Genomic DNA, 25,469 nt, shown 5'->3' with positions numbered 1-25,469 from the left:
TCTGAATTTCAGAATTTCTTAGAACCCAATACTCCCAAAGCTTCGGGAGAGGTTGACGTTAAATGTGCTTTTTAGACAGCCTCCTATGATTTTTGAAGAAGAACTATGCTTCTTTTCTCGCTCTTTTTTCCTTTTCCTGAGCATCTACCACAGCAACTGCTGCCATATTCACCATCTCCTCCACGCTCGCTCCCAGCTGCAGAATATGGACCGGTTTTTTCATTCCCATCAGGATTGGGCCTACAGATTCTGCCTTGTTCAGTTCCTTTAGTAGTTTATAAGTACTGTTACCGGAATCCAGGTTAGGAAAAATCAACGTATTTACCTTTTTTCCTGCCAGTTTGGAAAACGGAAATTTCTTTTGAAGCATTTCTTTATTCAGAGCAAAATCGGTTTGCATTTCCCCATCCACTACAAGATCTGGATAAAATCTGTGTAAATAATCTACTGCCTCTTTTACCTTATGAGCTTTTTCATTCCTGGAGGAACCAAAATTGGCATAAGAGATCATTGCGATCACCGGGTCCATTCCAAAAAGCTTTACGGTCGTGGCCGTCATTTGTGCTATTTTGGCAAGTTCTTTTGCGGTAGGATCAATATTTACTGAAGTATCACTTATAAAAACAGGACCACGTGCTGTATTCATTAAATTGGTGGCTGCAACCCTATTCACCCCTTTTGCTTTTCCTATCAATTCCATCATAGGTTTTAGCACCGTGGGATAGGATCTCGAGTAACCCGATAATAATGCATCTGCATCTCCCTCATTCACCATCATCGCAGCAAAATAATTGCGCTGCCTCATGAGCAACTGGGCATCGTAAAGCGTAACCCCTTTTCGGTTACGATCTTTCCAGAATACCTGTGCATAACGGTTGCGCCGCTCCTTTTCTTCATCAGATTTTGAATCGACGATAAGAACATCATCTGCATGAAAATCTATTTCCCGCATTAATTCTTCAATCACTTCTTTACTCCCCAGCAAAACAGGAATAGCTACTCCTTCATCATGAACAATTTGCGCTGCTTTTAACACATCCAGGTGGTCTGCTTCTGCGAAAACCACTTTTTTAGGATCCAGTTTAGCACGATTCATCAGCAAACGGGTAATCTTGTTATCATTACCCATTCTTTCCATAAGCTCATCCCGGTATTTTTCCCAGTCGAGAATAGGATTTTTGGCCACACCGCTTTCCATCGCAGCTTTTGCAACCGCAGGAGGCACTTCAGAAATTAGTCTTGGATCAAAAGGCTTCGGAATAATATAATCCCGGCCAAAATTCAGTTTTGTTTCTCCGTATGCAATATTCACCTGCTCCGGTACGGGTTCTTTTGCCAGCTTGGCCAGGGCTTTCACCGCTGCCATCTTCATTTCTTCATTTATCTTGGTTGCTCTTACATCAAGAGCGCCACGAAAAATATATGGAAAACCAAGTACATTGTTTACCTGGTTAGGATGATCACTTCTTCCTGTTGCCATGATAATATCCTTACGGGTGGCACAGGCGAGATCATAGCCAATTTCCGGATTTGGATTTGCCATTGCAAAAACAATCGGATTTTTCGCCATTTTCTTCAGCATATCGGGGGTGACAATATCACCAATCGAAAGACCGAGGAACACATCGGCACCTTTCATTGCATGCTCCAGGTTTTCGTATTCTTTTTTCACCGCAAAATCTCGCTGCAGTTCAGACAGGTCAATTCTCTTCTCATGGATCAATCCTTTGGAATCGAACATGACGATATTTTCCTTTTTTACCCCAAGCAGCACATACAGTTTCGTACAGGCAATTGCAGCCGATCCAGCTCCGGATACCACCACCTTTACCTTTTCAATTTTTTTCTTTGCAAGCTCCAGCGCATTTAAAAGCGCTGCAGAAGAGATTATTGCAGTTCCATGCTGGTCATCGTGCATTACCGGAATATCCAGCTCTTCCTTAAGTCTTCTTTCAATCTCAAAAGCTTCGGGCGCAGCAATATCTTCAAGGTTTATCCCCCCAAAAGTAGGGGCGATGTTTTTTACAGTCTCTACAAAAGCGTCCACATCTTTGGTGTCTACTTCTATGTCAAAAACATCTATATCAGAAAATATTTTAAATAGCAGGCCCTTCCCTTCCATCACTGGTTTGGAAGCTTCTGGACCTATATCACCAAGACCCAGAACGGCAGTTCCGTTAGAAATCACAGCCACCAGATTACCTTTGGTTGTATATTTATATACGTTTTCTTTATTTTTTTCGATCTCAAGACAAGGCTCTGCCACCCCCGGAGAATACGCTAAAGAGAGATCCCTTTGAGTAGAATATTTCTTAGTGGGAACTACCTGAATCTTACCAGGGTAGGGCTTTGCGTGATATACCAGTGCTTCACGCCTTTTTCTTTCATTCGTCATATTTCGTATTTTTCAGAAGCTACAAAGGTAATTAGTTTCGGGTCATGCTGTATAGTTTAATAGGTTTTTTAGCGCCAGCGCTCTCTTTGCAGAAGCCTAATGACTTTAAAAATTCTGAAAAATTCCTCCATCTTTAATTAAGTGGTGTTCATTTACGCTAAAAGATTTGATCTGGCGGGGTAAGTTCATCTAACTCTTCAATGTATTCTGGCTCCAGAAGTTCCAACCCGAATTGATAGGAGGCATTCATCCAGCCAAATCCTGAAGTGGTGATATAATCGAATTCTGTTCCCACATTTCCATATTCGGCATAGACCTTATGGGTAGCATCTACGACGTCATATTTCTCGGGAATTGTTCCGTTGTAATCCACTGCATTCCTGGTGATCATCCATAACCAGCGGTAGATCAATTCCTGCGCTTCCTCTTCATATCCGTAGTGTAAAAGGCCTTTCCACAACAACATCTGGTGTGGTGCCCAGCCATTGGGATAATCCCATTGCCGCTGCACCTCATTGGTCGCTTCCTGTTCCACAGAAACTTTTGCACTCGAGAGGATCCCTCCGGTTGCTTTAAGATGGGACATCAGGTTTTCCACCATTTTTTGAGCCTGCTCTTCCGAAGCCATTTTGGACCAAAGCGGATAAAAATTGGTTGCTGAAATATATCCCGTTTGTTCTCCTTTTTTAAAATTATAGTCGAAGAAACTTCCCTCCTCTTCATTCCATAGATAACGGTTCATCAACTTTTTTCTCGTCTCTGCTTTCTTGCTCCAGTACTCGGGGGTGTAAACCCTTCCGGAGGAGTGGATGAATTCCCCTTCAAAATATTCATCAATGAGGTACGCAAAATCTTTTTCATATTTGTAGAGAAGGGAATTAAGATCAACCGTGTTAAGATGAGCTGCCCTATTTTCCAGCCTCCAGGAGGTATCATGGCCACTTTCCCGAAGGGTTCTGTCGTGTACAAAATACTGATCCAAAGCTTTATCTTCAATGATTCCTTCCTGAAATTTTTGTTCAAATTCATCTACCGGCATGTTGTGTTTGGCTGCAAATTCCTTCAGGACTTCTTCAAAATGCCCTTCCTCAGTTTCTGGCGGAATCCTTAACCCTTCAGCAAAATAGCGGTTCAGGCCGTTTTCTGTAAGGCGCTTCCCTTCTTCCATCCATACCTGCTCGTACTCTTTGACAGCAGCTTCAAGGGAAGTACGCAACCATTCTTTGTCATCTTCTGCCATGGCTTCATATACCTCCCGCACGAATGAAGACATAAACGGAGGCTGGGTTCGGGTGAGATAATAAGAACGATTTGCATTCAGGATCTTTCCGTAGTGGTTGATCTGATACACAAAATTTTCAACCATGGCTTTGGCAAGATCAATCCTGTCATCCACCAGTAGGCCCACGCCTTCAAAATAACTGTCCCAGCCGTACATTTCGTTAAACCTTCCTCCCGGAACAACAAATGGCACGCCCTCACCGTCTTCGAGCGCCAGTGCCAGGATTCCCGGCTTTGTATTTATGGACTTTACATATTCCGGAGTAATTTCCTCCGGAAGAATCACCATTTCAAATCCCAGTTCCTCCTGAAGGTCTCGAAAATAATCTATTCCTTCCTGGTCGCCATAAGGTACATAGATCCTTTGCACCCCATCTGATGCTTTTGTATCCTCCAGGATGCGGGTAATACCTTCCCGATCGATGGTTCTCGTAAGGTCATCCCAGAAGAAATTTTCTATTCTTTCTGAAATCCTCCTGGATGGCGGTACCTGGATCTCATCCAATGTGATTGACAAACTATCTTTTCCTTCTGCCCTGGCCTGAGCCAGCTCCTGCAGCAGATTTGACAAATAATAGGTTCTTTGAACCGGAACTTTCTTTCCGTTGGAATCAATAAGATAGAAATCGGGATTTTTCTGGTCCTCGACAGTGATCTTCTTATCTGCATCGGTATCGGCCACAGAGACCAGCCTCTGGAAAGTGGGTTCTACCTCTAAAGTAAATTCACTGTTTTGGGAATTCATTATTCCGGGATATATCATTATAAAAATTATTAGTGTGAATATGATTTTTTTCATAACTGGCATTTTTTAATAAAACATGTATTATGATTCGCCTACTACCGCTCGTTTGCCTCTATTTATTTTTTTAAACAGAACAGGAAGAATTAACTATTCTCCTGTAAGTGAACAAAGCAATAGTGGTCACAGAATGTCCTGAATCTAAAGATACTAAAGAATGCTTTAATGAAGAGCCAGCGAGAATTGAAATTGGCTGGTTGCTGCAGAATTGGCCCAGGAAGAATTTAACTTTTTAAAAAATCTATATTTCTTGTAAGTCCGCTGTACTTGGTCCTTTTAACAGCCGATTTTTTAAAAACTTTGCGGAAAACATCTTCGGTGATCTCCTCCCAGTCCTGCTTTGTCATACTCAATAGATCGGGATTGGGATCAAAAAGTGGTTCATTATGTGGTTTTGAAAACCTGTTCCAGGGGCAAACATCCTGACATATATCGCAGCCAAACATCCAATCATCAAATTTTCCCTTCATTTCCTGCGGCAGTTCCTCTTTAAGCTCGATAGTGAAATAGGAAATACATTTGCTGCCATCTACTTTATAAGGCTCCACAATGGCCTGCGTGGGGCAGGCATCAATACAGGCAGTACAACTTCCGCAGTGATCGGTAACAGGTGTATCATAGTCAAGATCGAGGTCCACGATCAATTCGGCTATAAAAAAGAAGGATCCGGTTTTTTTGGAGAGTAAGTTTGAATTTTTTCCGATCCAACCGAGTCCGCTTTTTGCTGCCCAGGCTTTATCCAGAACGGGTGCCGAATCGACAAATGCTCTTCCGTCTACCTCCCCGATCTCTTCCTGAATAAACTGCATCAGTCTTTTCAATTTATCCTTGATTACAAAATGATAATCTGTTCCGTAGGCATATTTACTGATCTTGTAAGAATCATCACGCTGTTTCTCCTCCGGAAAATAATTCAGCAGCAGGGAAATTACGCTTTTTGAACCCTCCACGAGTTTGGTAGGATCCAGCCGCTTATCAAAATAATTTTCCATGTAACGCATTTCTCCATGTCTGCCCTCCTTCAACCATCTTTCAAGTCGTGGGGCTTCCTCCTCTAAAAATGCGGCTTTACTAATGCCACAGGACATGAAGCCAAGGCGTTCGGCTTCAGCTTTAATCCACGCAGTATTTCGAGAATTATTTTGATTCAATTGACCTACTGTTGAACTTCAAAACGGCATTTTTCGGCTTTAACGTGATTAAAGGCGTAATTTCTATGGCAGAATTCTCAGCATCTATAGAATACCGTTTTATCAACTCTGCAATTGCCATGACCATCTCATACATTGCAAAATTGTTGCCAATACATTTTCGGGGACCCGCCCCAAAAGGATAATATGCATCTGTTTTTGTTTGCTCAAACCGCCCCGGATTGAATTCCTCAGGATTGTTCCAGTAATTTGGGTGCCTGTGCACTTCATACATGGAAAACAAAAGACTCGAGCCTTTAGGAATGGATTTCCCCTCATACTCGTCATTATCAATATTCACCCGATCTATGAAGTAGGCCGGCGGATACAATCTCATCGATTCTTCCACCACATGCTGCGTGTAGGGACAGGCTCTCAAGAATTCCATTAAATTTTCTGATTCCTGTTCAGCTTTGGTAACTTCTGAAAAAATTTTTTCCTGAACTTCGACATTTCTCGCTAGCAATTCACAGGTAAACGTTAGGGCATTGGAGGTAGTTTCATGGCCAGCCGTAAAAAGGATCAGGATTTCATCGATCAATTGCTTTTCATCCATGGCAGTGCCATCATCATACCGGGCATCCAGCAACATATCCAGCAGGTCATCTTCCCTTTTTCCGCTGGCTTTACGTTCATCGATGATGCTTTTAAGAATGGTACGCGCCTCCTCTGTTAGATCTAAATGCTTCTGAATGCTACCCCGCAGCCGGAACCACCATCCAAGGTATGGCTGCCTAAGTTCCCGTACCAGCATTTTCTGAGCAGCTTCAGTAATATACTGAAGTCGGTTGATCTCGTGTTGCCCCACAGCACTACTGAACAAGGATTTTACTACCGTTTGAAAAGCCAAATCGTTAAAAACAGGAAATATATCCATGGGCTGATCTGTCCTGATCTTGTCCAGCTCAACTACTATGGCAGATTTTATACTATCCAGAAGGTTCGCCAGTTGCTTCTTATGAAAAGCAGGCTGGATAAGTTTGCGTTGTTTTTTCCAGAGTTCTCCTTCGGCGGTAAGTAATCCTTCCCCAAGATATTTGGCCATATCCTGCGTCTGGATGGGAGATTTCTTATAGTTTTTCTGATTTTTCTGAAGTGCATATTCTGCAAATCCAGCATCCCTGGAAAAGATGATCTTCCTTCCAAAACCAAGATGCAACTGGAAAGTATCTCCGTGTTTTTCGAAATTACTGTGGTGGAACGGCAACGGATTCTTTAAAATTCCTGCCGCACTCGTAAAAAACTTAAACATTGAAACCGTTGGGATTTCCTTCTTCTCCATAACTCTTCTTCTTTTTTACGGAAATCCTGAAAAGCCTAAAACAAACCTCCCTGGATATTCCCTTTTATACGCCCCAGGTGTTTGTATGCGGCCTCCGTAACTTCCCTGCCGCGGGGCGTACGCATGATGAATCCCTGCTGGATCAAAAATGGCTCATATACCTCTTCAATTGTTTCGGCGCTTTCACTTACCGCAGTAGCGAGAGTGGTAATTCCTACCGGCCCTCCTTTAAATTTATCAATAATGGTAGTAAGGATCTTATTATCCATTTCGTCCAGCCCATGTGCATCCACATTGAGCGCCTTCAAGCTATATTGTGCGATCTCAAGATCTATTTTTCCGTTCCCCTTGATCTGCGCAAAATCCCGCACCCTTCTCAAAAGGGCATTCGCAATTCGCGGCGTTCCCCTGCTACGTCCGGCGATTTCAATTGCTGCATCCAAAGCAATTGGCACTTTAAGAATTTCGGCACTCCGTTGCACAATGTCAGAAAGCAGCTCCGTTGTATAATATTGTAATCGGCTGGAAATCCCAAACCTTGCCCTCATAGGCGCAGTAAGAAGACCAGAACGGGTAGTAGCTCCAATTAAAGTAAACGGGTTGAGATTGATCTGAACAGAGCGTGCATTGGGTCCGCTTTCGATCATAATGTCGATCTTGTAATCTTCCATGGCCGAATAAAGATATTCTTCCACTACAGAGCTCAGCCGGTGGATTTCATCAATGAACAACACATCCCTTTCTTCAAGATTGGTCAACAATCCGGCAAGATCTCCGGGTTTATCAAGAACAGGACCTGAGGTCACCTTTATACCTACGTTCAGCTCGTTTGCCAGAATGTGTGCAAGGGTAGTTTTCCCTAATCCCGGAGGACCGTGAAACAAGGTGTGATCAAGAGCTTCCCCCCTTAGATTAGCTGCCTCAACAAAAACCTTCAGGTTATCCAATACCTGATCCTGACCTGCAAAATCATCAAATTCGAGCGGCCTTAAAGCTCTTTCGATATCAAGTTCTTCAGAAGAAAAACTATCTCCGGTAGGATCCAGGTGTTCATTCATAGCGTATCATATAGTTCCGCAAATATAAAAGAAAAAAGCCTGTTCAAATAATAAGCCTGTCTTTATATCTCATGCACAGTTCTCTTAGTTTCAGGAAAAAGATTGCATCCCTGATACTCTTTCCATATCATTTATAAACTAAAATAGAAAACCCCGCAAAATATTTTGCGGGGTTTCTTTATATGAAATTCGGAATGTGATTAAGGATTCCCTACCACATTTCCATGTCCTAATTCTTCCTCGTTTTCCTGAAGTGGAACATTCTGAGGCACGAAATCCTGCCCCGGAATTACATATTCCCCATTTTCATTGGTTTTACTGTAATCGTATGGCCAACGGTACACAGTTGGAAGTGCTCCAGGCCAGTTTCCATGGATAGGCTCCACCGGAGTAGTCCATTCCAGTGAATTGGATTTCCATGGGTTTTGAGGTGCTTTTTTTCCGTAGAAAATAGAAGCAATAAAATTATATAAGAACACTAACTGAACTGCAGCTGTGATAATTGTAAATACTGTAATTAGCACGTTAATGTCTGCAAGGTCATCAAAATACGGGAAGGAAGTAAAGTTATAATACCTTCTTGGCAACCCGGCCATTCCCACGAAGTGCATAGGGAAGAAAATTCCGTACGCACCAATGATGGTAATCCAAAAATGAACGAAACCTAGATTCTTGTTCATCATTCTTCCGAACATTTTAGGGAACCAGTGGTAGATTCCGGCAAACATCCCGTAAAGAGCAGAAATACCCATTACAAGGTGGAAGTGAGCCACAACGAAGTACGTATCGTGAACGTTAATATCCAGTGTGCTGTCCCCAAGGATAATCCCTGTTAAACCTCCGGTGATGAAAGTTGATACAAATCCTATAGAGAACAACATGGAAGGGTTCATTTGCAGGTTACCTTTCCATATGGTCGTGATCCAGTTAAAAGCTTTTACTGCTGAAGGAATTGCGATCAATAAGGTTGTAAAGGTAAATACCGAACCTAAGAAAGGGTTCATTCCCGAAACAAACATATGGTGTCCCCAAACAATGGTAGACAAAAATGCAATTGCCAGGATAGAAGCGATCATTGCTCGATATCCAAAAATTGGTTTACGGGCATTGGTCGCAAGAATTTCTGAAGCGATACCCATCGCCGGAAGGATCACAATGTAAACCTCCGGGTGTCCCAGGAACCAGAACAGGTGTTCAAAAAGAATTGGTGAACCTCCCTGGTAATGTAAAACTTCACCTTTAAGGTAAATATCACTAAGGAAGAATGAAGTACCAAAACTTCTATCCATGATAAGCATTAAAGCAGCAGATAAAAGTACCGGGAAAGAAACCACCCCGATGATAGCTGTAACAAAAAGAGCCCATATAGTAAGAGGAAGGCGGGTCATTGAAAGACCTTTCGTCCTTAAATTTAAAACGGTAACAATATAGTTTAGAGATCCAAGCAGAGAAGATGCAATGAATATAGCCATAGAAACTAACCAAAGCGTCATCCCCAATCCAGACCCACCAATAGCCTGTGGCAGTGCACTTAGAGGCGGATAGATGGTCCATCCTGCAGAAGCAGGACCGGATTCGACGAATAAAGACCCAAGCATAATGATACAGGAGATAAAGAACAACCAGTAAGAAAGCATGTTCATAAATCCTGATGCCATATCTCTTGCACCAATCTGAAGCGGAATCAAGAGGTTACTAAAAGTACCACTTAATCCCTGGGTAAGCACAAAAAACACCATGATGGTACCGTGAATGGTTACCAGCGCGAGATAAACTTCCTGACTCATTACTCCTCCCGGAGCCCATTTTCCAAGAAAGATCTCAAATACTTTAAAAGACTCTTCCGGCCATGCCAGTTGCATACGGAAGAAGATAGACATTGTGATTCCAATAATACCCATGATCAAAGCTGTAAACAAGTACTGCTTAGCGATCATCTTGTGGTCCATACTGAAAATATACTTCGTTATGAACGTCTCTTTATGGTGGTGACCGTGGTCATCGTGAGCATTATTAACCGGTGCGTGTCCTACTGCTGACATAGTTCTAATTCTTAACTTTAAATTTAATTTTCAACTTGAGCTACTTCCTCGCCCTCTACATTTCCACTATCTGCCGGATTTTGAGTGTCCTCAGATTCTATGGTGTCAATGAATTCCTGCTGTTCTGCTATCCAGGCATTAAATTCCTCTTCTGTTTCCACAACCACTTTCATTTGCATGTTGTAATGTGCAACCCCACAAATTTTGTTACATAGCAGGTAGTAATCAAATTCGGTATAATCTGATAATGGTTCCTCTCCGGCAGCCATTAGCTCTTCACTTCTCTCTCTTCGTATCTCACCTATCTGGTCAATTTTATCAACCATATATTCGGTTTCCCTTATCTCATCGGTGGTTTGCGTAGGGGTAAATCCGAATTGAGTGATCATACCCGGAACAACGTTCATCTGCGCACGGAAATGAGGAAAATAAGCAGAGTGAAGCACATCCTGAGATCTCATTTTAAAAATAACAGGTCGTCCCACAGGCAGGTGAATTTCACCTGTCACTTTATCGTCATGTGCATAAGAGTCACTTACATCAACCCCTAACGTGTTTGCTCCTTCAATAAAACGAACGTTAGCTTTACCCAAAACATTATCTTCTCCGGCATAACGGGCATGCCAGCTAAATTGTTTTGCATACAATTCAATTACGATTGGATCTTCCTCATCTTCAATATCCATAATGTCTGACCATGTAAACAATCCGTAAATAATTAATCCTGAAAGTACAATTACAGGGATGATAGTCCAGACAAATTCAAGCTTATCATTATCAGCAAAGAATAAAGCTTTTTGCCCTTTCCTTCCTTTGTATTTAAATGCAAAATAATGCAGTAACCCCTGGGTTATTACCTGAACAAACATAATAAGTACCATGGAAATCAGCATGAGGTTATCATAATCTGCACCGTGCTCTGAAGAAGCCGCAGGCAACGCCCTGTTTCCAAAGTTCCAGAAGTTATAAAGCATAAAGATATAAAAAGCAATACCAAATGCGAGCATCAGGTTCCCCTGAGTCTTATTATCCTTGTCGGTAGCTACCTGAGTCGAATCTATGGTATTCGTATCCCTGGATAACTGATATATCTTAGACAATTGCCAAACAGTTATCGCAAAAAGCGCTACTACTATAATGATTAGAAATACTGTCATTTTATAATTTCTTCTTTAAACAATCTTTTTAATAATGATAATGTTCACTTTCCTTCATGAACGGATTTCTCTTAGCCAACAGCGGCGCTTTTGTAAGAGAACTGAAGACTACAAAAGTAAACAATCCGCCAAAGAATAAAAGAGCACTTATTTCAGGGATCCCAATAAACCAGGAAGCTCCCACTGTGGCTGGCATTACCATCACATAAATATCAAGATAATGACCTAAAAGTATAATAATTCCAGTCATTACAACAAACCAGTTCACACGTTTAAAATCACTGTTCATTAACAACAATAAAGGGAAAAGGAAATTCAGTACAACCATTCCGAAGAATAATAATCCGTAATCTTCAATTCTGGTTACAAAATAAGTTACCTCTTCAGGAATGTTGGAATACCAGATCAGCATGAACTGAGAGAACCACAAGTACGTCCAGAATATACTTATCCCGAACATAAATTTAGCAAGATCATGGATGTGACTGTCATTCACTACAGCAAGATATCCTCTTGACTTAAGGTAAATAGTTACCAATGCGATCATAGTAATTCCAGAAACAAACATACTGGCAAATACATACCATCCAAATAGGGTACTAAACCAGTGTGGATCAAGACTCATAATCCAGTCCCAGGACATCATTGATTCTGTAACGATAAAGAATACCAGGAATCCTGCAGCTAACCTAAAGTTCTTTTTGAACCAGTAATTATCTTTAGCATCATCCTGTCTTAGGGAGTTTCTTCTCAGGAAATATCTGAAAATGTTCCAGCCTGCAATATAAATTGCAGCCCTGATAAGGAAGAACGGCACATTTAAATAAGATGATTTATTCTGAATAATTGCATCATGCTCCACTACTTCAGGATCCATCCACAGGAACAAATGATTTAGATGAATTCCCGAGAATACCAGTAATAAGAACACGATCAAACTTCCCGGAAGCAGATATCCTGTAATTCCTTCCATGACCCGGAATAAAACCGGGGACCAACCTGACTGCGAAGCATACTGTATAGCGTAGAAAGCAAGTGCACCTAAAGCGATCATAAAGAAAAAGAAAGCAGCTACATATACAGCAGCCCAGGGCTTGTTCTGTAACTGGTGAAGGACATGCTCATAATGTTCATCTTCATGACCCGCTGTTTCAGTACCGGCTACTTCTGTTTCCACATCATCTGTACGCTCTGTATCGATCTCGTGTTCAGAAGGAACAAACTCCAACCCGTTCTCTTCATCACCTACTTCACTTTTTAATTGTTCAGCTACGGTATGAGTTTCCCCGTGTTCACCATGCGAAGCCATCATTTCCTTTACATCTTCAATAGTGGAAGGCACGGCAATAAATCCGTAGACCAGGCCTAACAAACCTACTACCATAAGGATGATAGAAAATAATTTTAATTTACTGGATAGCGTGTACATATTAAATATATCTAAATGCTGTTATTCTTCGTTTTGATTTTCTTGCTCTGATCCTCCGCCGGAAACGGTTCCTTCTGTAATATCATTTTCAGTGTCCACAGATGGAGTAAGTGTTTCCATTTCATCTTCAAATTCTCTTTCAGGATTACCTAAAAGCTCTTCTCTAAGGCTCATTACATAATGAGTAATTTGCCATCTTTCTTCAATAGAGGTTTGTGAAGCATAGGATCCCATGGCATTAAGTCCATGATATTGTACGTGGTAGGTACTACCTTCGGTAATGTCCCTGCTATCGTAACTTGGCACTCCAAGAAATTTTTCTCTTTCTACAAGAATACCCTGACCGTCTCCACTATCTCCATGACAAACGGCACAATAAATAGTATATAACTGTCTACCTGCAGCCAGGTTATCTTCTGTATACGGCAACGGATTTTCTAATTCGGCTTTTGCAGCTGCATAACCCTCATTGGAATCTTCATAGTCGTAAGGTTTCCAGCCACGTGGCACAGATCCTTCTGCAGGAAGTTTAGCCTCCTGTCCATTTTCAAATATATCGTATTCTCCATACGGTTCATAACTTACCGTTTCATACATGTTTGGCATGTACTGGTAATTGGGTTTTGAGTTATCTACGCAGGAAACTGCACTCAGCCCAAAAACGAATAATATGGATTTATTAAATAAACTTTTCATCGGGTTTATTTGTTATCAATTAATTTAATCTCCAAAGCACCGGTCTGGTATAAGAATTCAGTCAGGTCTCGTGTATTGTGATTCCCTACTTCCACTTCCATAAGAAAATGGTCATCTGTAGTTCTTACATCAGGATTTTCCGCCTTTTTGAATGGCCAAAGTTTACTTCTAAGATAAAAGGTGATCACCATAAGGTGAGCGGCAAAGAAAACTGTCAATTCGAACATAATAGGCACAAAAGCCGGCATATTCTGGATATAGCTGAAACTTGGCTTTCCTCCAATGTCCATTGGCCAGTCCTCGATCATGATATAGTTCATCATCACAGTGGCCACTACCAACCCAACAACACCGTATAAAAAGGAAGTGATTGCAAGCCTGGTTGGTGCAAGTCCCATTGCTTTATCAAGACCGTGAACCGGAAAAGGCGTATAAACTTCACCAATATGGTAACGGGCTTCACGAACTTGCTTTACAGCTTGTAACAGCAAATCGTCATCGGAATATATAGCGTGTATAACTTTTGATGCCATTATTGTTTATTTTTTAGTTGGTTTGCCTGAACTGCCCAATCCCCTCTTTGTTCCTGAAGCGGGAAAGTTTCAATAATACTGTCAAGCAATATATAATCTCCTCTCCTTAACCTGCTTACCTGATCGTATGTATAAATACCAAGCTGATGAAGTTTTTGCTCAAGTAAAGGTCCAATTCCTTTTATCTTCTGAAGGTCATCTGCTTTTTGTACCGCAGGATCAAAAGTGCCAATATGCGCAAGCATTTCGTCAACCCTGTCTTTGGTAACTTCAGAATCTATAAGTCCGTCTGCATTCACAGTAGGCTCATGCCCATCATCTATTGCAGGATCATCTTTTTCTACAAGTCCGTCTTCCGTATTTACTGCAGGTTCGCGTACAACAGGATCATAATGATCTACATGATCTCCGTGCTCGGCTCTTAATTTTTTGTACTTATCTCCAGAAGATTTCAGGATAGTTTTTACCTCTGCCTGTGCTATTACCGGGAATGATCTAGCATACAGTAAAAACAGTACAAAGAAGAAGCCTATTGTTCCTATAAAGATTCCAATATCCACAAATGTTGGAGAGAACATAGTCCATGAAGAAGGCAAATAATCACGGTGCAATGAAGTCACAATAATTACAAACCGCTCAAACCACATCCCTATGTTTACAACTATTGAGATAAAGAATGAGAACATGATGCTGGTACGAAGTTTTTTGAACCACATGAACTGCGGAGAAAAAACGTTACAGGTCATCATTGCCCAGTAAGCCCACCAGTAAGGTCCGGTTGCACGGTTAAGAAAAGCATACTGCTCATATTCCACTCCGGAATACCATGCTACGAACAACTCAGTAATATAAGCCACACCAACAATCGAACCTGTAATCATGATTACAATGTTCATCAACTCGATATGCTGAATAGTAATATAATCTTCAAGATTAGAAACTTTTCTCATGATAATAAGCAAGGTATTTACCATTGCAAATCCCGAGAAAACTGCTCCCGCAACAAAGTAAGGAGGGAAAATCGTGGTATGCCATCCAGGAATTACCGAAGTAGCAAAGTCAAAGGATACAATAGTGTGTACCGAAAGTACAAGGGGTGTTGCCAATCCGGCAAGTACAAGGGACACTTCTTCAAAACGCTGCCAGTCTTTGGCCCGCCCAGACCATCCAAAACTTAGAATTCCATAGATATGTTTCTGAAAAGGTTTTGCAACTCTGTCACGAAGCATAGCAAAGTCAGGAAGCAAACCTGTCCACCAGAATACGAGGGAAACAGATAAATATGTTGAGATTGCAAATACGTCCCAAAGCAACGGAGAGTTAAAATTCACCCATAGTGAACCAAACTGGTTAGGGATTGGCACTACCCAGTAAGCCAGCCATGGACGCCCCATGTGAATGATAGGGAACAATCCGGCCTGCATTACAGAGAAAATGGTCATTGCCTCTGCAGAACGGTTAATAGCCATTCTCCATTTCTGGCGGAACAATAACAGTACCGCCGAGATCAATGTACCGGCGTGACCAATACCTACCCACCAAACAAAGTTTGTAATATCCCAGGCCCAACCTACGGTCCTGTTCAATCCCCAGACTCCAATTCCGGTAGAAACGGTATAAATTATACAACCCAGCCCCCAAAGAAAAGCTACAAGCGCGATGGAGAATACAATCCACCAGGTTTTATTTGCCTTTCCTTCAACCGGAGCAGCAACATCAACCGTCACATCGTGGAAGGTTTTGTTGCCGGTTACTAAAGGCTTTCGTATAGGTGCTTCGTAATGAGACATATCCTTTTTATAATTGATTCTAAGTTAAATTTTAAGCTTCTGATGTATTTCTGATCTTGGTTTGATACATCACATTTGGTTTAGTTCCTAAATACTCAAGTGTATGATACATTCTTTCATCTTCTTTCTTCTGATAAACCACACTTTCTTTATCATTCACATCTCCAAATACGATCGCACCTTTATCACAGGCAAGAGAACAAGCCGTCTGGAATTCCCCATCAGTAATGGCTCTACCTTCTCTTTTCGCATCAAGAATGGTTTTTTGAGTTTTTTGAATACAAAATGAACACTTCTCCATTACTCCACGTGAACGTACCGTCACATCAGGATTCAGCACCATACGACCTAAATCGTTGTTCATATTGTAATCGAACTCATCATTCTTGTTGTAAAGGAACCAGTTGAACCTACGAACTTTATAAGGACAGTTGTTTGCACAGTAACGTGTTCCAACACATCTGTTATAAACCATCTGGTTTTGACCTTGGCGTCCGTGCATCGTTGCGGCAACAGGACATACTGTTTCACATGGCGCATGGTTACAGTGCTGACAAAGCATCGGCTGGAATACAACCTGCGGATTATCTGCAGCATTTTCCATTTCCCCAAATTGAGTAAGGGATTCTCCAAGACCAGACATAAGGTCTTTTTTCTTAATATCTCCTTCAAAAGTGTCTTCAGAAGAATAGTAACGGTCAATTCTAAGCCAGTGCATATCTCTGTACTTACGCACTTCTTCCTTACCTACCACAGGAACATTGTTCTCTGCATGACATGCAATCACACAAGCTCCACAACCCGTACAGGCATTAAGGTCAATTGACATATTGAAATGATGCCCTACCGTTCGATCAAAACCTTCCCAAAGGTCAACATCGGGTGAAGTTACAGGAGTTTCGATATGATTTAAGGAAACTTCCGGCATTTTGTTCCACTCATGAACATCGAGGGTATTAAAGATCTCTAAAGTTGTTTCTTTAATAACATCGCCTCTTCCCATCAAGGTGTTATGCAGCTGCAAGCAAGCAAACTCGTGCTCTCCCCCAACTTTTTCAATAGTTACCTTCTGGAAAGATTTAAAATCTTTATATAGAGGATAGGCATTTACACCTACCTGCATTTCTTTTTGGATGCCTGCTTTCTTACCATAACCAAGCGCAAGGGAAACTGCTCCTTTTGCCTGTCCCGGCTGAATAAATACTGGAACATTTTCCACAACAGTATCACCCACGGTTACATTCACATAACTTCCGTTAAGCGCCCCATCAGAAACGTGTCGGTTAACAAGTCCCATTTCCTCTGCATCGGGTCTTGAAACCTTAAGGTAATTATCCCAGGAAGCCCTGGTAATAGGATCTGGCATTTCCTGAAGCCATGGGTTGTTTGCCTGCTGGCCATCTCCCAAAGAAACAGAAGTATATAATTCAAGTTCAAGGCCACTGCCTTCAGTTTCTGAAAGATTTCTGGCTGCAACAGCATCACTACTTACAGAAGGTGCTGCTGCCTGATTTACAGGTGCGGTGTTTGCAGGCGCGGTACCTTCAAATATCCCGTCATGCACTGCATCATTCCATCCACTGTTACCTAAAGATCCCCAGGTATCTTTTAAATATTCATAGTACGACATTGAATTACCATTCCACCTCAATAAGGTATCCTGGAATTGTCTTGTATCAAATAACGGTCGGATAGTTGGCTGAATCAATCCAAACCTGTTGCTTGTAAATTGAACATCTCCCCAACTTTCAAGATAATGTGGCGTTGCACCAACATATTGACAAAGTTTCGCCGTCTCATCTTCTCTCATGGAAAATGCAACCGAAAGATCTACATTCTTCAATCCTTCAACGAACTCATCTGCATTTGGAAGGCTATATGCCGGGTTCACCCCTACTATAAGAAGAGCACCTACAGCACCTGCATTCATGTCAGTAACAAGTCGCTGCACTTCCGCAGCATTACCCTGACGAAGCATTCTTGGATTAGCAGCATCCATTACTCTGCTACCCAAAGCTTCGTTTATTGCAAGCACAAGTGATTGAGCATCTGCATCTGGAATACCCGAAACCACTACAGCTCCACTTCCAGACTTACGTAACTGGCGGGCCGCCTTCACAACTGCATCATCTATATGAGCAGGAAGGTTACTAGTGGAACTACCACCTGCTATATATCCGTAAAGAGCAGATAAAACAGCTCTTTGCTGTGATGGCGTTACCGGCACACGCTTATCTGCGTTTGCCCCTGCCATAGAGAAATTAGATTCAAACTGAACATGACGTGACATCCTTCCGTTCTTCGGAATACGCCCTTTTGCATAAGCAGCATCATAACCACCACCGGCCCAGTCCCCAAGGAAATCTGCACCTACAGAAACAATAGTTTCTGCCCGGGAGAAGTCATAAGAAGGTAATGCACGTTGACCGTATTTAGCCTGAAAAGCATTCAGCGCAGCATCTTCCGAAACTGTATCATACACCACATGCCTTACATTTCCGAATGCTTCAGAAAACTCATTAATCAATTTTGAAGTAGAAGGGCTCGCAAATGTGTGCGAAAGCACTACTATTTCTCCGGAAATATTCCGAAGCTTCTCTGTTACTTCACGGTCAAACTGATCCCAGGACACAACTTCACCATTAGCAACAGGACGTTTTATTCTGTTTTTGTCATATAACGATAACACAGAAGCGTGAACCCGTGCATTGGCACCGGTATTCGCCATAGTATTTTGTTCAATTTTAATTGGTCTTCCTTCCCGGGTCTTCACAAGGACACCCGAAAAATCAAAACCATCGGCCATAGTAGTAGCATAGTAATTTGCCACACCCGGAACAATACGCTCGGGCTGAACCACATAAGGAATAGACTTCATTACAGGGCCCTCACAGGCAGCCAAGGATGCTGCTGCCGTACTAAAACCAACATATTTCAAAAAGTCTCTACGAGAAGTAGTTGAACCTTCAAGAGATTCCTTATCTCCCAGGAACTCATCTGTAGGTATTTCTTCTGCAAATTCATTTTGCTGACGCGCCTCAACAATAGAGCTGGATTCTTTCAGCTCTTCAACACTTTGCCAGTATTTCTTGTTTGATGACATATATTTAAATATTACTTCTTTAAATTAATTAATAGTGGCATTTCATACACTCAATCCCACCCATTTGGGCCACGGTCAATTCTTCAACCTCATATTTTTTAGAGAGCTCTTCATGAACTTTCTCATAGTATTCATTACCTGCAGTCCTGACATTAGTTTCACGGTGACAGTTAACACACCATCCCATTGTTAGAGGCGCATTTTGATACATAATCTCCATTTCCTCTACAGGACCGTGACAGGTTTGACAAGCAATACCACCCACTTCCACGTGCTGAGAGTGGTTGAAGTATGCAAAATCAGGAAGGTTATGAATCCTCACCCATTTAACCGGCTCTGTCTCTCCTGTATAAGATTGTGAAGCAGGATCCCATCCAACAGCATCGTATAATTTAGCAATTTCTCCATCATAGAATTCCTTGCTGTACTCATCTGTTGCAGTATCATCGGCAACCTCTCCAATTGATTTATGGCAGTTCATACAAACATTCAGAGATGGGATTCCCGATGTTTTAGACACTCTGGCCGAAGAGTGACAGAATTTACATTCTATCTGGTTATCACCGGCATGTATTTTATGAGAAAAATGTATTGGCTGTATTGGCTGATACCCCTGATCTACTCCTACCTGCATCACGAATCCATAGAAGAAATACGCTCCAACAAGCAATAAAACTACAGCACTTGTCAACACGAGAAATTGATTCTCGACAAAAGATTTCCAGATTGGAGTTCTTTTCGGCTTTTCAGGAAGCTGCACTCCGCTTGCAGTAGCAAATCTCCTGAGCGTTCTGTTTACAAGGAATAAAATTGCAAGCAGCATCAACAACACGAAAGCAAGTATTCCCAGAATAATATCTGTAGAAACTCCACCGCCCCCACCGGCAGCAGCACCTTCACCGCCTCCAGCTTGTTGCTCCTGAGGAACAGCTTTGGGCTGACTGGTATAGGCTAAAATATTGTCAATATCCTCATCGCTCAATTGCGGGAACGGAGGCATTGCAGTTTGATTATACTCATTGTAAATTTCAACAGCAGTTTCATCACCCGCTGCGATCATGGCTGCACTGTTAGAAATCCAGCTATGCAACCAGTCATTTTCCCTTCTTTCTGCCACTCCACGAAGCGGTGGCCCAATAGAGTTACCGTCCAGCTTATGACATGCAGCACACAATGAATTGAATAATGCCTTACCAGCAGCTGCATCCCCATCCTCGGGAGTTGCTTCTACCGATGCTTCTTCTGGCCCCGCAACATCACCCTGTCTTTCTGAAGTTCCCTGCTGTTCACCTTTAGCAAGCTCAGAATCCTGTTGCGCCATTACCAGCGTTGAAAATGATATAAAAAACGAAAAACTTAAGAAAAGTAATCGAGCGGCTGAATGGCGGTATTTCACCTTTTTCATATTATAAGTTGAATTAACGTCTTGTTTGGTACGATTTTTAGAGTAACAAAAACGTGATATTTATCATATTTTAGTACCGGAAAATTTACGGACAAAAGTAATACTTAAAGTCGATTTGAGGAATGCAGAGCAGTGTTAATGGTTAATTTATATTTATTCTAAATAATACTATCGACAGGAATTAATCGTTAATGTTATACTTTTGTTTTTCAGAAATTTATAAAAAATAAATCGTTTTGAATAAAAAGAACATTTTTATTGCAGCTGCCTTTGTTTTCGGAATTGGGTTTTCGGGTTTCGGGCAGGAAGGCCACGTTCAGGTAAGTCAGGATTCGTTAATTCCTCAGTTACTGGATTTAAAAACTGAAATGGGAAAAGAAAGTCGTATCGGAGACCGGTACAGGATTCAGATCTTTTCCGGAGACAACAAAAAGGCCAGCGATGCCATCAAAGAATTCCGAAGCCTAAATTCTGACTGGCCTTCTACTATAGTATATGAAACTCCTAATTACAAGGTATGGATAGGCAACTTCAGAAACAGTCTGGAAGCCGACAGGGCGCTTTTAGAGATCAAGCAAAGCTTTCCTGCAGCATTTCGCTTTAAGCCGGACAGGAAGTAGGAAAATATAAAGCAATAAAAAAGGGACACCGCGGCGTCCCTTTTTTTTATATCTGTAATTCAGATCTATTTCAGTTTCTTCTTAACTGCAACTTCCTGGAATGCTTCTACTACATCACCTTCCTTAATATCATTGTAGTTCTTGATTTGAAGACCACAATCATATCCTTTGGAAACTTCCTTAACATCATCCTTGAATCTCTTAAGAGAAGCAAGAAGTCCTGTATAAACAACCACTCCATCACGAATCAATCGGATCTGTGAGTTTCTGTAGATCTTACCATCAGTTACCATACAACCTGCAATACTACCAATCTTAGAAACTTTGAATATTTCCCTGATTTCAGCATTTCCGGTAATCTCCTCTTTCATTACAGGAGACAACATTCCTTCCATCGCATCTTTCAGATCATTGATCGCATCGTAGATAATGGAGTACGTCCTGATATCTATTTCTTCTTTTTCGGCTACCGTTCTGGCATTTCCTGCTGGTCGTACATTAAATCCAATGATAATTGCATCGGAAGCCGAAGCAAGCAATACATCACTTTCGGTAATTGCTCCAACCCCTTTATGAATAATGTTCACCTGGATCTCTTCCGTAGAAAGTTTCTGGAAACTATCTGTAAGCGCTTCCACAGATCCATCCACATCACCTTTAAGGATAATGTTGAGCTCCTTAAAGTCTCCAAGAGCAATACGCCTTCCAATTTCATCAAGCGTAATATGTCGCTGTGTACGGACAGATTGCTCTCTTTGTAACTGAGTTCGTTTGGCAGCAAGATCCTTGGCCTCACGCTCATCTGTCATCACCTTGAATTTATCACCCGCCTGTGGCGCACCATCCAGACCAAGAATAGAAACCGGTGTTGAAGGGCCTGCCTCCTTCACCTCATTTCCACGCTCATCATGCATGGCTTTTATCTTACCACTATGTTTTCCGGCAAGTACATAATCTCCTATTTTAAGCGTTCCCGCCTGTACTAAAATAGTAGACACATATCCTCTACCTTTATCCAGATAAGCTTCCACAACAGTACCTGTTGCAAGCTTATTAGGGTTGGCTTGTAATTCCAGTATTTCCGCTTCCAGAAGTACTTTTTCAAGCAATTCCTTTACACCTAGACCTGTTTTGGCGGAAATATCATGAGATTGAATTTTTCCACCCCAGTCTTCTACCAATAAATTCATGGCCGCAAGCTTCTCCTTAATTTTTTCGGGATTAGCTGTTGGAAGATCAGATTTGTTGATCGCAAATATTATAGGTACTCCCGCAGCCTGTGCGTGAGAAATAGCTTCTTTTGTTTGCGGCATCACATCATCATCTGCCGCGATTACAATAATAGCCATATCTGTTACCTGGGCACCTCTTGCCCGCATTGCGGTAAAGGCTTCGTGACCCGGGGTATCCAGAAATGCTATTTTTTGTCCGCCTTCCAGCTGAACACCATAGGCACCAATATGCTGCGTAATTCCTCCACTTTCACCGGCAATTACATTTTCCTTACGAATATAATCAAGTAAAGATGTTTTACCATGGTCAACGTGTCCCATCACCGTAACGATCGGAGCTCTTGGCTTAAGATCTTCGGGATTTTCGGGAACTACTTCTTTTGTTTCTTCAAGATCGGCAGTTACAAATTCAACTTCATAGTCAAATTCATCTGCAACGATAGAAATAGTTTCAGCATCAAGGCGCTGGTTCATCGTCACCATCATTCCAAGTGACATACAGGCAGAAATGATTTTCGTTACCGGAACATCCATCATCGTAGCCACTTCACTTACAGTAACAAATTCGGTTACTTTTAAAATCTTATTTGCTTCCTCAAGCTGGGCGTCCTCTGTTCTTTGACGGTGAGTATCCCTTTTGTCCCTTCGGTATTTTGCACCTTTTTTACTTGATTTCCCCTGAAGTTTTTCAAGCGTTTCACGCACTTGCTTCTGCACTTCTTCTTCGCTAGGCTCTTCCTTGGTAACCGGCTTGGCTCTCTTACCGCGTGTTTTAGCATTTCCAGCAGCACCTGCTCCGGCACCCGGAGCTCCTTTTACATCTTTGCTAATTCTTCTGCGGCGTTTTTTACGCTTTTCCTTTTCGGCGTCTGCTTTCTTCTCATCTTTCTTCTTAACAGGCTTCTTAAACTGGGAAAGATCAATTTTCTCTCCTGTAAAATTAGGTCCGCTAAGTTTCTGGTATTTTGTTGCAACTGTAGAAGATTCCTCTTTTGGAGCTTCCTGAGTTTCCTCTTTCCTGGGAGCTTCCTCTTTTTCTTTGGATTCCTCTTTTGCCGCTTCTTCTTTCTTAGGCTCTTCTTTCCTGGCAGGCTCGGCCGGCTTTTCTTCCGCTACTTCTTCAGAAGGAGTTTTCTCCTCCTCAACTTTTTTCACTTCAGGTTTTGCAGGCTCTTCCTGTTTGGCAGGCTGTGGCTTTTCTTCTTGTTTCGGAGTTTCTACCTGTGGCTGTTCAGGTGCTTTTTTCTCCTCGGGTTCCGGTTGCTTTTCGGGCTGCTCTTTCTTCTCAGGACCTTTTTTATCAAGATCTATTTTACCTACCTGTTTTGGGCCTTCCAGATTGGTTTTTGCTCTTATAATTTCCTGCCGCTCTTCCTGCTTCCGCTTGTCTTCCAGCTCTCTTTCTCTGGCAAGGCGAATTTCTTCCTTCTCCTTCCGCTTCTCTTCCCCCACTTCTTTTGAAGCGACTTTTTTGCTCTTATCCGTTTCGAATTCATCAGAAAGAACCTGATAAATTTCTCCGGATATTTTGGTAGTAGGACGCGCCTCTATCTCGTGGCCCTGGGAGTTTAAAAATTCCACAGCACGATCTAGCGAGATATTGAATTCGCGTAGTACTTTATTTAATCGCATTGTTTTTGCTTCAGCCATAAATTGCCCTCTAAATTAACCTCTTTTATTTCTACTTATTTTCTTCTTCAAACTCTTCTCTTAGAACCCGCATAACATCTTTCACGGTCTCTTCTTCAAGATCGGTTCTTCGAACAAGATCATCTACATCCTGCTCTAAAATACTTTTTGCTGTATCCAGCCCGATTTTTGCAAATTCTTCGATCACCCAATCTTCGATCTCATCTGCAAATTCTCTCAATTCCACATCTTCCTCAACACCTTCTCTAAACACATCGATCTCATAACCGGTCAACTGGCCAGCCAGTCTAATGTTATGACCTCCACGGCCAATTGCTTTGGAAACCTCTTCGGGCTTCAGCATAACCTCAGCACGTTTGTTTTCTTCATCAATTTTCAATGAAGTGATCTTTGCCGGACTAAGCGCACGGGTAATCAATAATTGATTATTGGTGGTAAAATTAATTACATCAATATTTTCATTCCCAAGCTCTCTCACAATACTGTGGATCCTTGAACCTTTCATCCCCACACAAGCTCCAACAGGATCTATCCTGTCATCGTAGGAATCAACCGCTACTTTCGCTTTTTCTCCCGGAATACGAACTACTTTTTTAACCGTAATCAGTCCGTCGAAAACTTCAGGAATTTCCTGTTCAAATAATTTCTCCAAAAATAATGGAGAAGTTCTTGACATCAAAATGGAAGGTTTATTTCCTTTCAATTCCACGCTTTCAATAATCCCCCGTACATTTTCTCCTTTTCTGAAGAAATCTGATGGAATCTGGCGATCTTTAGGTAAAATTATTTCGTTTCCTTCGTCATCCAGCAAAATTATTGCCCTGTGACGAATATGATGAACCTCAGCCGTATAAATCTCTCCTTCAAGCTCCTTAAAGTGCTTGAAAATATTAGTATTGTCGTGCTCATGAATCTTAGAGATCAGGTTTTGGCGCAGGGCCAGAATAGAACGACGCCCAAGATCAATTAACTTCACTTCTTCCGAAACATCTTCCCCTACTTCAAAATCAGGTTCGATCTTACGTGCTTCTGTAAGGGATATCTCCTGGTTTGGATCTTCCACTTCTCCATCGGCTACCACCACACGGTTCCTCCAAATCTCCAAATCCCCTTTATCGGGATTCACAATTATGTCAAAATTGTCGTCTTCCCCGTACTTTTTCTTCAAAGCATTTCTGAAAACATCCTCCAGGATCGCCATTAGTGTAACACGATCTATAAGTTTGTCATCTTTAAATTCTGAGAACGACTCTATTAACGCGATATTCTCCATATCAATATTCTGTTAAAATGTTATTATAACCTTTGCCTCATCAATCTCCTCTATGGGCAACACAGCTTCTTTAGTTACAGTCACCTTTCCTTTTCCTACAGGTTTAGGCTCCCTCGTTTTCCATTTAAGCGTTATCGCTTCATCTTCTACACTCACTAATTCTCCTTCTATTTTCTCTTTAGAAGTAGTCACAGCAAGTTTACGACCTATGTTCTTCTTGTATTGTCGCGGTAAGGTTAGTGGTTGAGAAACGCCGGCAGAAGCTACCTCCAGCGAGAAATCTTCCTCTTCACGATCAAGATTATGCTCTATCTTCCTACTCACTGCTATACAGTCACTTACAGCAACCCCTTCATCTCCATCAATGATCACACTTATGTGATTATTGTTGTCTACCTTTAACTCTATTAAAAATAATGAATTATTTTCTTCGAAGGCTTCCTCCAGCAAATTTTCTACTCTATCTCTTAACATCTTCGTTACTGACTATAAAAAGAGGGGACTTTTCGTCCCCTCGCTGTACTTTTTTTC

At 41.7% G+C, this 25,469-nt stretch carries 17 protein-coding genes; 1 reads left to right on the top strand and 16 read right to left on the bottom strand.

The features are described from left to right. Positions 1-103: 103 nt before the first annotated feature. From IE056_RS00985 to IE056_RS00925, 13 genes are all read right to left on the bottom strand, one after another. Positions 104-2,395, bottom strand: a complete 2,292-nt coding sequence (locus IE056_RS00985) for an NADP-dependent malic enzyme (RefSeq protein ID WP_189602755.1) — start codon at positions 2,393-2,395, stop codon at positions 104-106. A gap of 157 nt (positions 2,396-2,552) precedes the next feature. Beyond that, positions 2,553-4,475 (bottom strand): trehalase family glycosidase, encoded by a 1,923-nt coding sequence (locus IE056_RS00980; RefSeq protein WP_229793605.1) that lies wholly within the window; start codon positions 4,473-4,475, stop codon positions 2,553-2,555. A 227-nt stretch (positions 4,476-4,702) separates the two neighbouring features. Continuing rightward, the gene (gene queG, locus IE056_RS00975; RefSeq protein WP_189602754.1) at positions 4,703-5,629 is read right to left on the bottom strand and encodes a tRNA epoxyqueuosine(34) reductase QueG; all 927 of its coding nucleotides are present in this window, start codon (positions 5,627-5,629) and stop codon (positions 4,703-4,705) included. Further along, positions 5,616-6,950, bottom strand: coding sequence for a cytochrome P450 (locus IE056_RS00970; protein ID WP_189602753.1), 1,335 nt, complete (start codon positions 6,948-6,950; stop codon positions 5,616-5,618). The genes queG and IE056_RS00970 overlap by 14 nt, the downstream gene beginning before the upstream one ends. A gap of 35 nt (positions 6,951-6,985) precedes the next feature. Beyond that, a complete protein-coding gene (gene ruvB, locus IE056_RS00965) occupies positions 6,986-8,008 on the bottom strand; it encodes a Holliday junction branch migration DNA helicase RuvB (protein WP_189602752.1) in 1,023 nt (340 codons plus the stop codon). A 200-nt stretch (positions 8,009-8,208) separates the two neighbouring features. Beyond that, a complete protein-coding gene (locus IE056_RS00960) occupies positions 8,209-10,050 on the bottom strand; it encodes a cytochrome c oxidase subunit I (protein ID WP_189602751.1) in 1,842 nt (613 codons plus the stop codon). A gap of 23 nt (positions 10,051-10,073) precedes the next feature. Then, a complete protein-coding gene (locus IE056_RS00955) occupies positions 10,074-11,207 on the bottom strand; it encodes a cytochrome c oxidase subunit II (protein WP_189602750.1) in 1,134 nt (377 codons plus the stop codon). Between the two features lie 28 nt (positions 11,208-11,235). After that, positions 11,236-12,636, bottom strand: coding sequence for a quinol:cytochrome C oxidoreductase (locus IE056_RS00950; RefSeq protein WP_189602749.1), 1,401 nt, complete (start codon positions 12,634-12,636; stop codon positions 11,236-11,238). 21 nt (positions 12,637-12,657) lie between these two features. After that, a complete protein-coding gene (locus IE056_RS00945) occupies positions 12,658-13,332 on the bottom strand; it encodes a c-type cytochrome (protein ID WP_189602748.1) in 675 nt (224 codons plus the stop codon). A 5-nt stretch (positions 13,333-13,337) separates the two neighbouring features. Next, positions 13,338-13,865 carry a DUF3341 domain-containing protein gene (locus IE056_RS00940; protein WP_189602747.1) on the bottom strand — a complete coding sequence of 176 codons (528 nt, stop codon included), beginning with the start codon at positions 13,863-13,865 and terminating at the stop codon, positions 13,338-13,340. Next, on the bottom strand, positions 13,865-15,655 hold the full coding sequence (gene nrfD, locus IE056_RS00935) for an NrfD/PsrC family molybdoenzyme membrane anchor subunit (protein ID WP_189602746.1): 1,791 nt from the start codon (positions 15,653-15,655) through the stop codon (positions 13,865-13,867). Before nrfD ends, IE056_RS00940 begins: the two co-directional genes overlap by 1 nt. A gap of 31 nt (positions 15,656-15,686) precedes the next feature. After that, on the bottom strand, positions 15,687-18,758 hold the full coding sequence (locus IE056_RS00930; protein ID WP_189602745.1) for a TAT-variant-translocated molybdopterin oxidoreductase: 3,072 nt from the start codon (positions 18,756-18,758) through the stop codon (positions 15,687-15,689). Positions 18,759-18,786: 28 nt separating this feature from the next. Then, positions 18,787-20,163 (bottom strand): c-type cytochrome, encoded by a 1,377-nt coding sequence (locus IE056_RS00925; RefSeq protein WP_189602744.1) that lies wholly within the window; start codon positions 20,161-20,163, stop codon positions 18,787-18,789. Between the two features lie 236 nt (positions 20,164-20,399). Here IE056_RS00925 and IE056_RS00920 point away from each other — a divergent pair, with 236 nt between their 5' ends. Beyond that, complete coding sequence (locus tag IE056_RS00920) at positions 20,400-20,783, top strand: SPOR domain-containing protein (RefSeq protein ID WP_229793604.1); 384 nt, start codon at positions 20,400-20,402, stop codon at positions 20,781-20,783. 65 nt (positions 20,784-20,848) lie between these two features. On the opposite strand, the gene infB is transcribed toward IE056_RS00920, so the two are convergent. From infB to rimP, 3 genes are read right to left on the bottom strand one after another with little or no spacing between them, the layout of a single operon-like run. Continuing rightward, complete coding sequence (gene infB / locus IE056_RS00915) at positions 20,849-23,665, bottom strand: translation initiation factor IF-2 (protein WP_189602743.1); 2,817 nt, start codon at positions 23,663-23,665, stop codon at positions 20,849-20,851. Between the two features lie 31 nt (positions 23,666-23,696). After that, a complete protein-coding gene (nusA, locus tag IE056_RS00910; protein ID WP_189602742.1) occupies positions 23,697-24,938 on the bottom strand; it encodes a transcription termination factor NusA in 1,242 nt (413 codons plus the stop codon). Positions 24,939-24,950: 12 nt separating this feature from the next. Then, complete coding sequence (rimP, locus tag IE056_RS00905; RefSeq protein ID WP_189602741.1) at positions 24,951-25,412, bottom strand: ribosome assembly cofactor RimP; 462 nt, start codon at positions 25,410-25,412, stop codon at positions 24,951-24,953. Between the last annotated feature and the right edge of the window lie 57 nt (positions 25,413-25,469).

This window comes from Salinimicrobium marinum, from assembly GCF_014651535.1.
GTDB lineage: Bacteria > Bacteroidota > Bacteroidia > Flavobacteriales > Flavobacteriaceae > Salinimicrobium > Salinimicrobium marinum.
Note: the sequence above shows the minus strand (reverse complement) of the source record. Positions and strands in the feature narration are given on the sequence as shown.

Bases quoted from the DNA above. Each gene is read 5' to 3' on its own strand.
- IE056_RS00985 (WP_189602755.1), bottom strand. From the start codon at position 2,395: ATGACGAATGAAAGAAAAAGGCGTGAAGCACTGGTATATCACGCAAAG.
- IE056_RS00980 (WP_229793605.1), bottom strand. From the start codon at position 4,475: ATGAAAAAAATCATATTCACACTAATAATTTTTATAATGATATATCCC.
- IE056_RS00970 (WP_189602753.1), bottom strand. From the start codon at position 6,950: ATGGAGAAGAAGGAAATCCCAACGGTTTCAATGTTTAAGTTTTTTACG.
- ruvB (WP_189602752.1), bottom strand. From the start codon at position 8,008: ATGAATGAACACCTGGATCCTACCGGAGATAGTTTTTCTTCTGAAGAA.
- IE056_RS00960 (WP_189602751.1), bottom strand. From the start codon at position 10,050: ATGTCAGCAGTAGGACACGCACCGGTTAATAATGCTCACGATGACCAC.
- IE056_RS00955 (WP_189602750.1), bottom strand. From the start codon at position 11,207: ATGACAGTATTTCTAATCATTATAGTAGTAGCGCTTTTTGCGATAACT.
- IE056_RS00950 (WP_189602749.1), bottom strand. From the start codon at position 12,636: ATGTACACGCTATCCAGTAAATTAAAATTATTTTCTATCATCCTTATG.
- IE056_RS00945 (WP_189602748.1), bottom strand. From the start codon at position 13,332: ATGAAAAGTTTATTTAATAAATCCATATTATTCGTTTTTGGGCTGAGT.
- IE056_RS00940 (WP_189602747.1), bottom strand. From the start codon at position 13,865: ATGGCATCAAAAGTTATACACGCTATATATTCCGATGACGATTTGCTG.
- nrfD (WP_189602746.1), bottom strand. From the start codon at position 15,655: ATGTCTCATTACGAAGCACCTATACGAAAGCCTTTAGTAACCGGCAAC.
- IE056_RS00930 (WP_189602745.1), bottom strand. From the start codon at position 18,758: ATGTCATCAAACAAGAAATACTGGCAAAGTGTTGAAGAGCTGAAAGAA.
- IE056_RS00925 (WP_189602744.1), bottom strand. From the start codon at position 20,163: ATGAAAAAGGTGAAATACCGCCATTCAGCCGCTCGATTACTTTTCTTA.
- infB (WP_189602743.1), bottom strand. From the start codon at position 23,665: ATGGCTGAAGCAAAAACAATGCGATTAAATAAAGTACTACGCGAATTC.
- nusA (WP_189602742.1), bottom strand. From the start codon at position 24,938: ATGGAGAATATCGCGTTAATAGAGTCGTTCTCAGAATTTAAAGATGAC.
- rimP (WP_189602741.1), bottom strand. From the start codon at position 25,412: ATGTTAAGAGATAGAGTAGAAAATTTGCTGGAGGAAGCCTTCGAAGAA.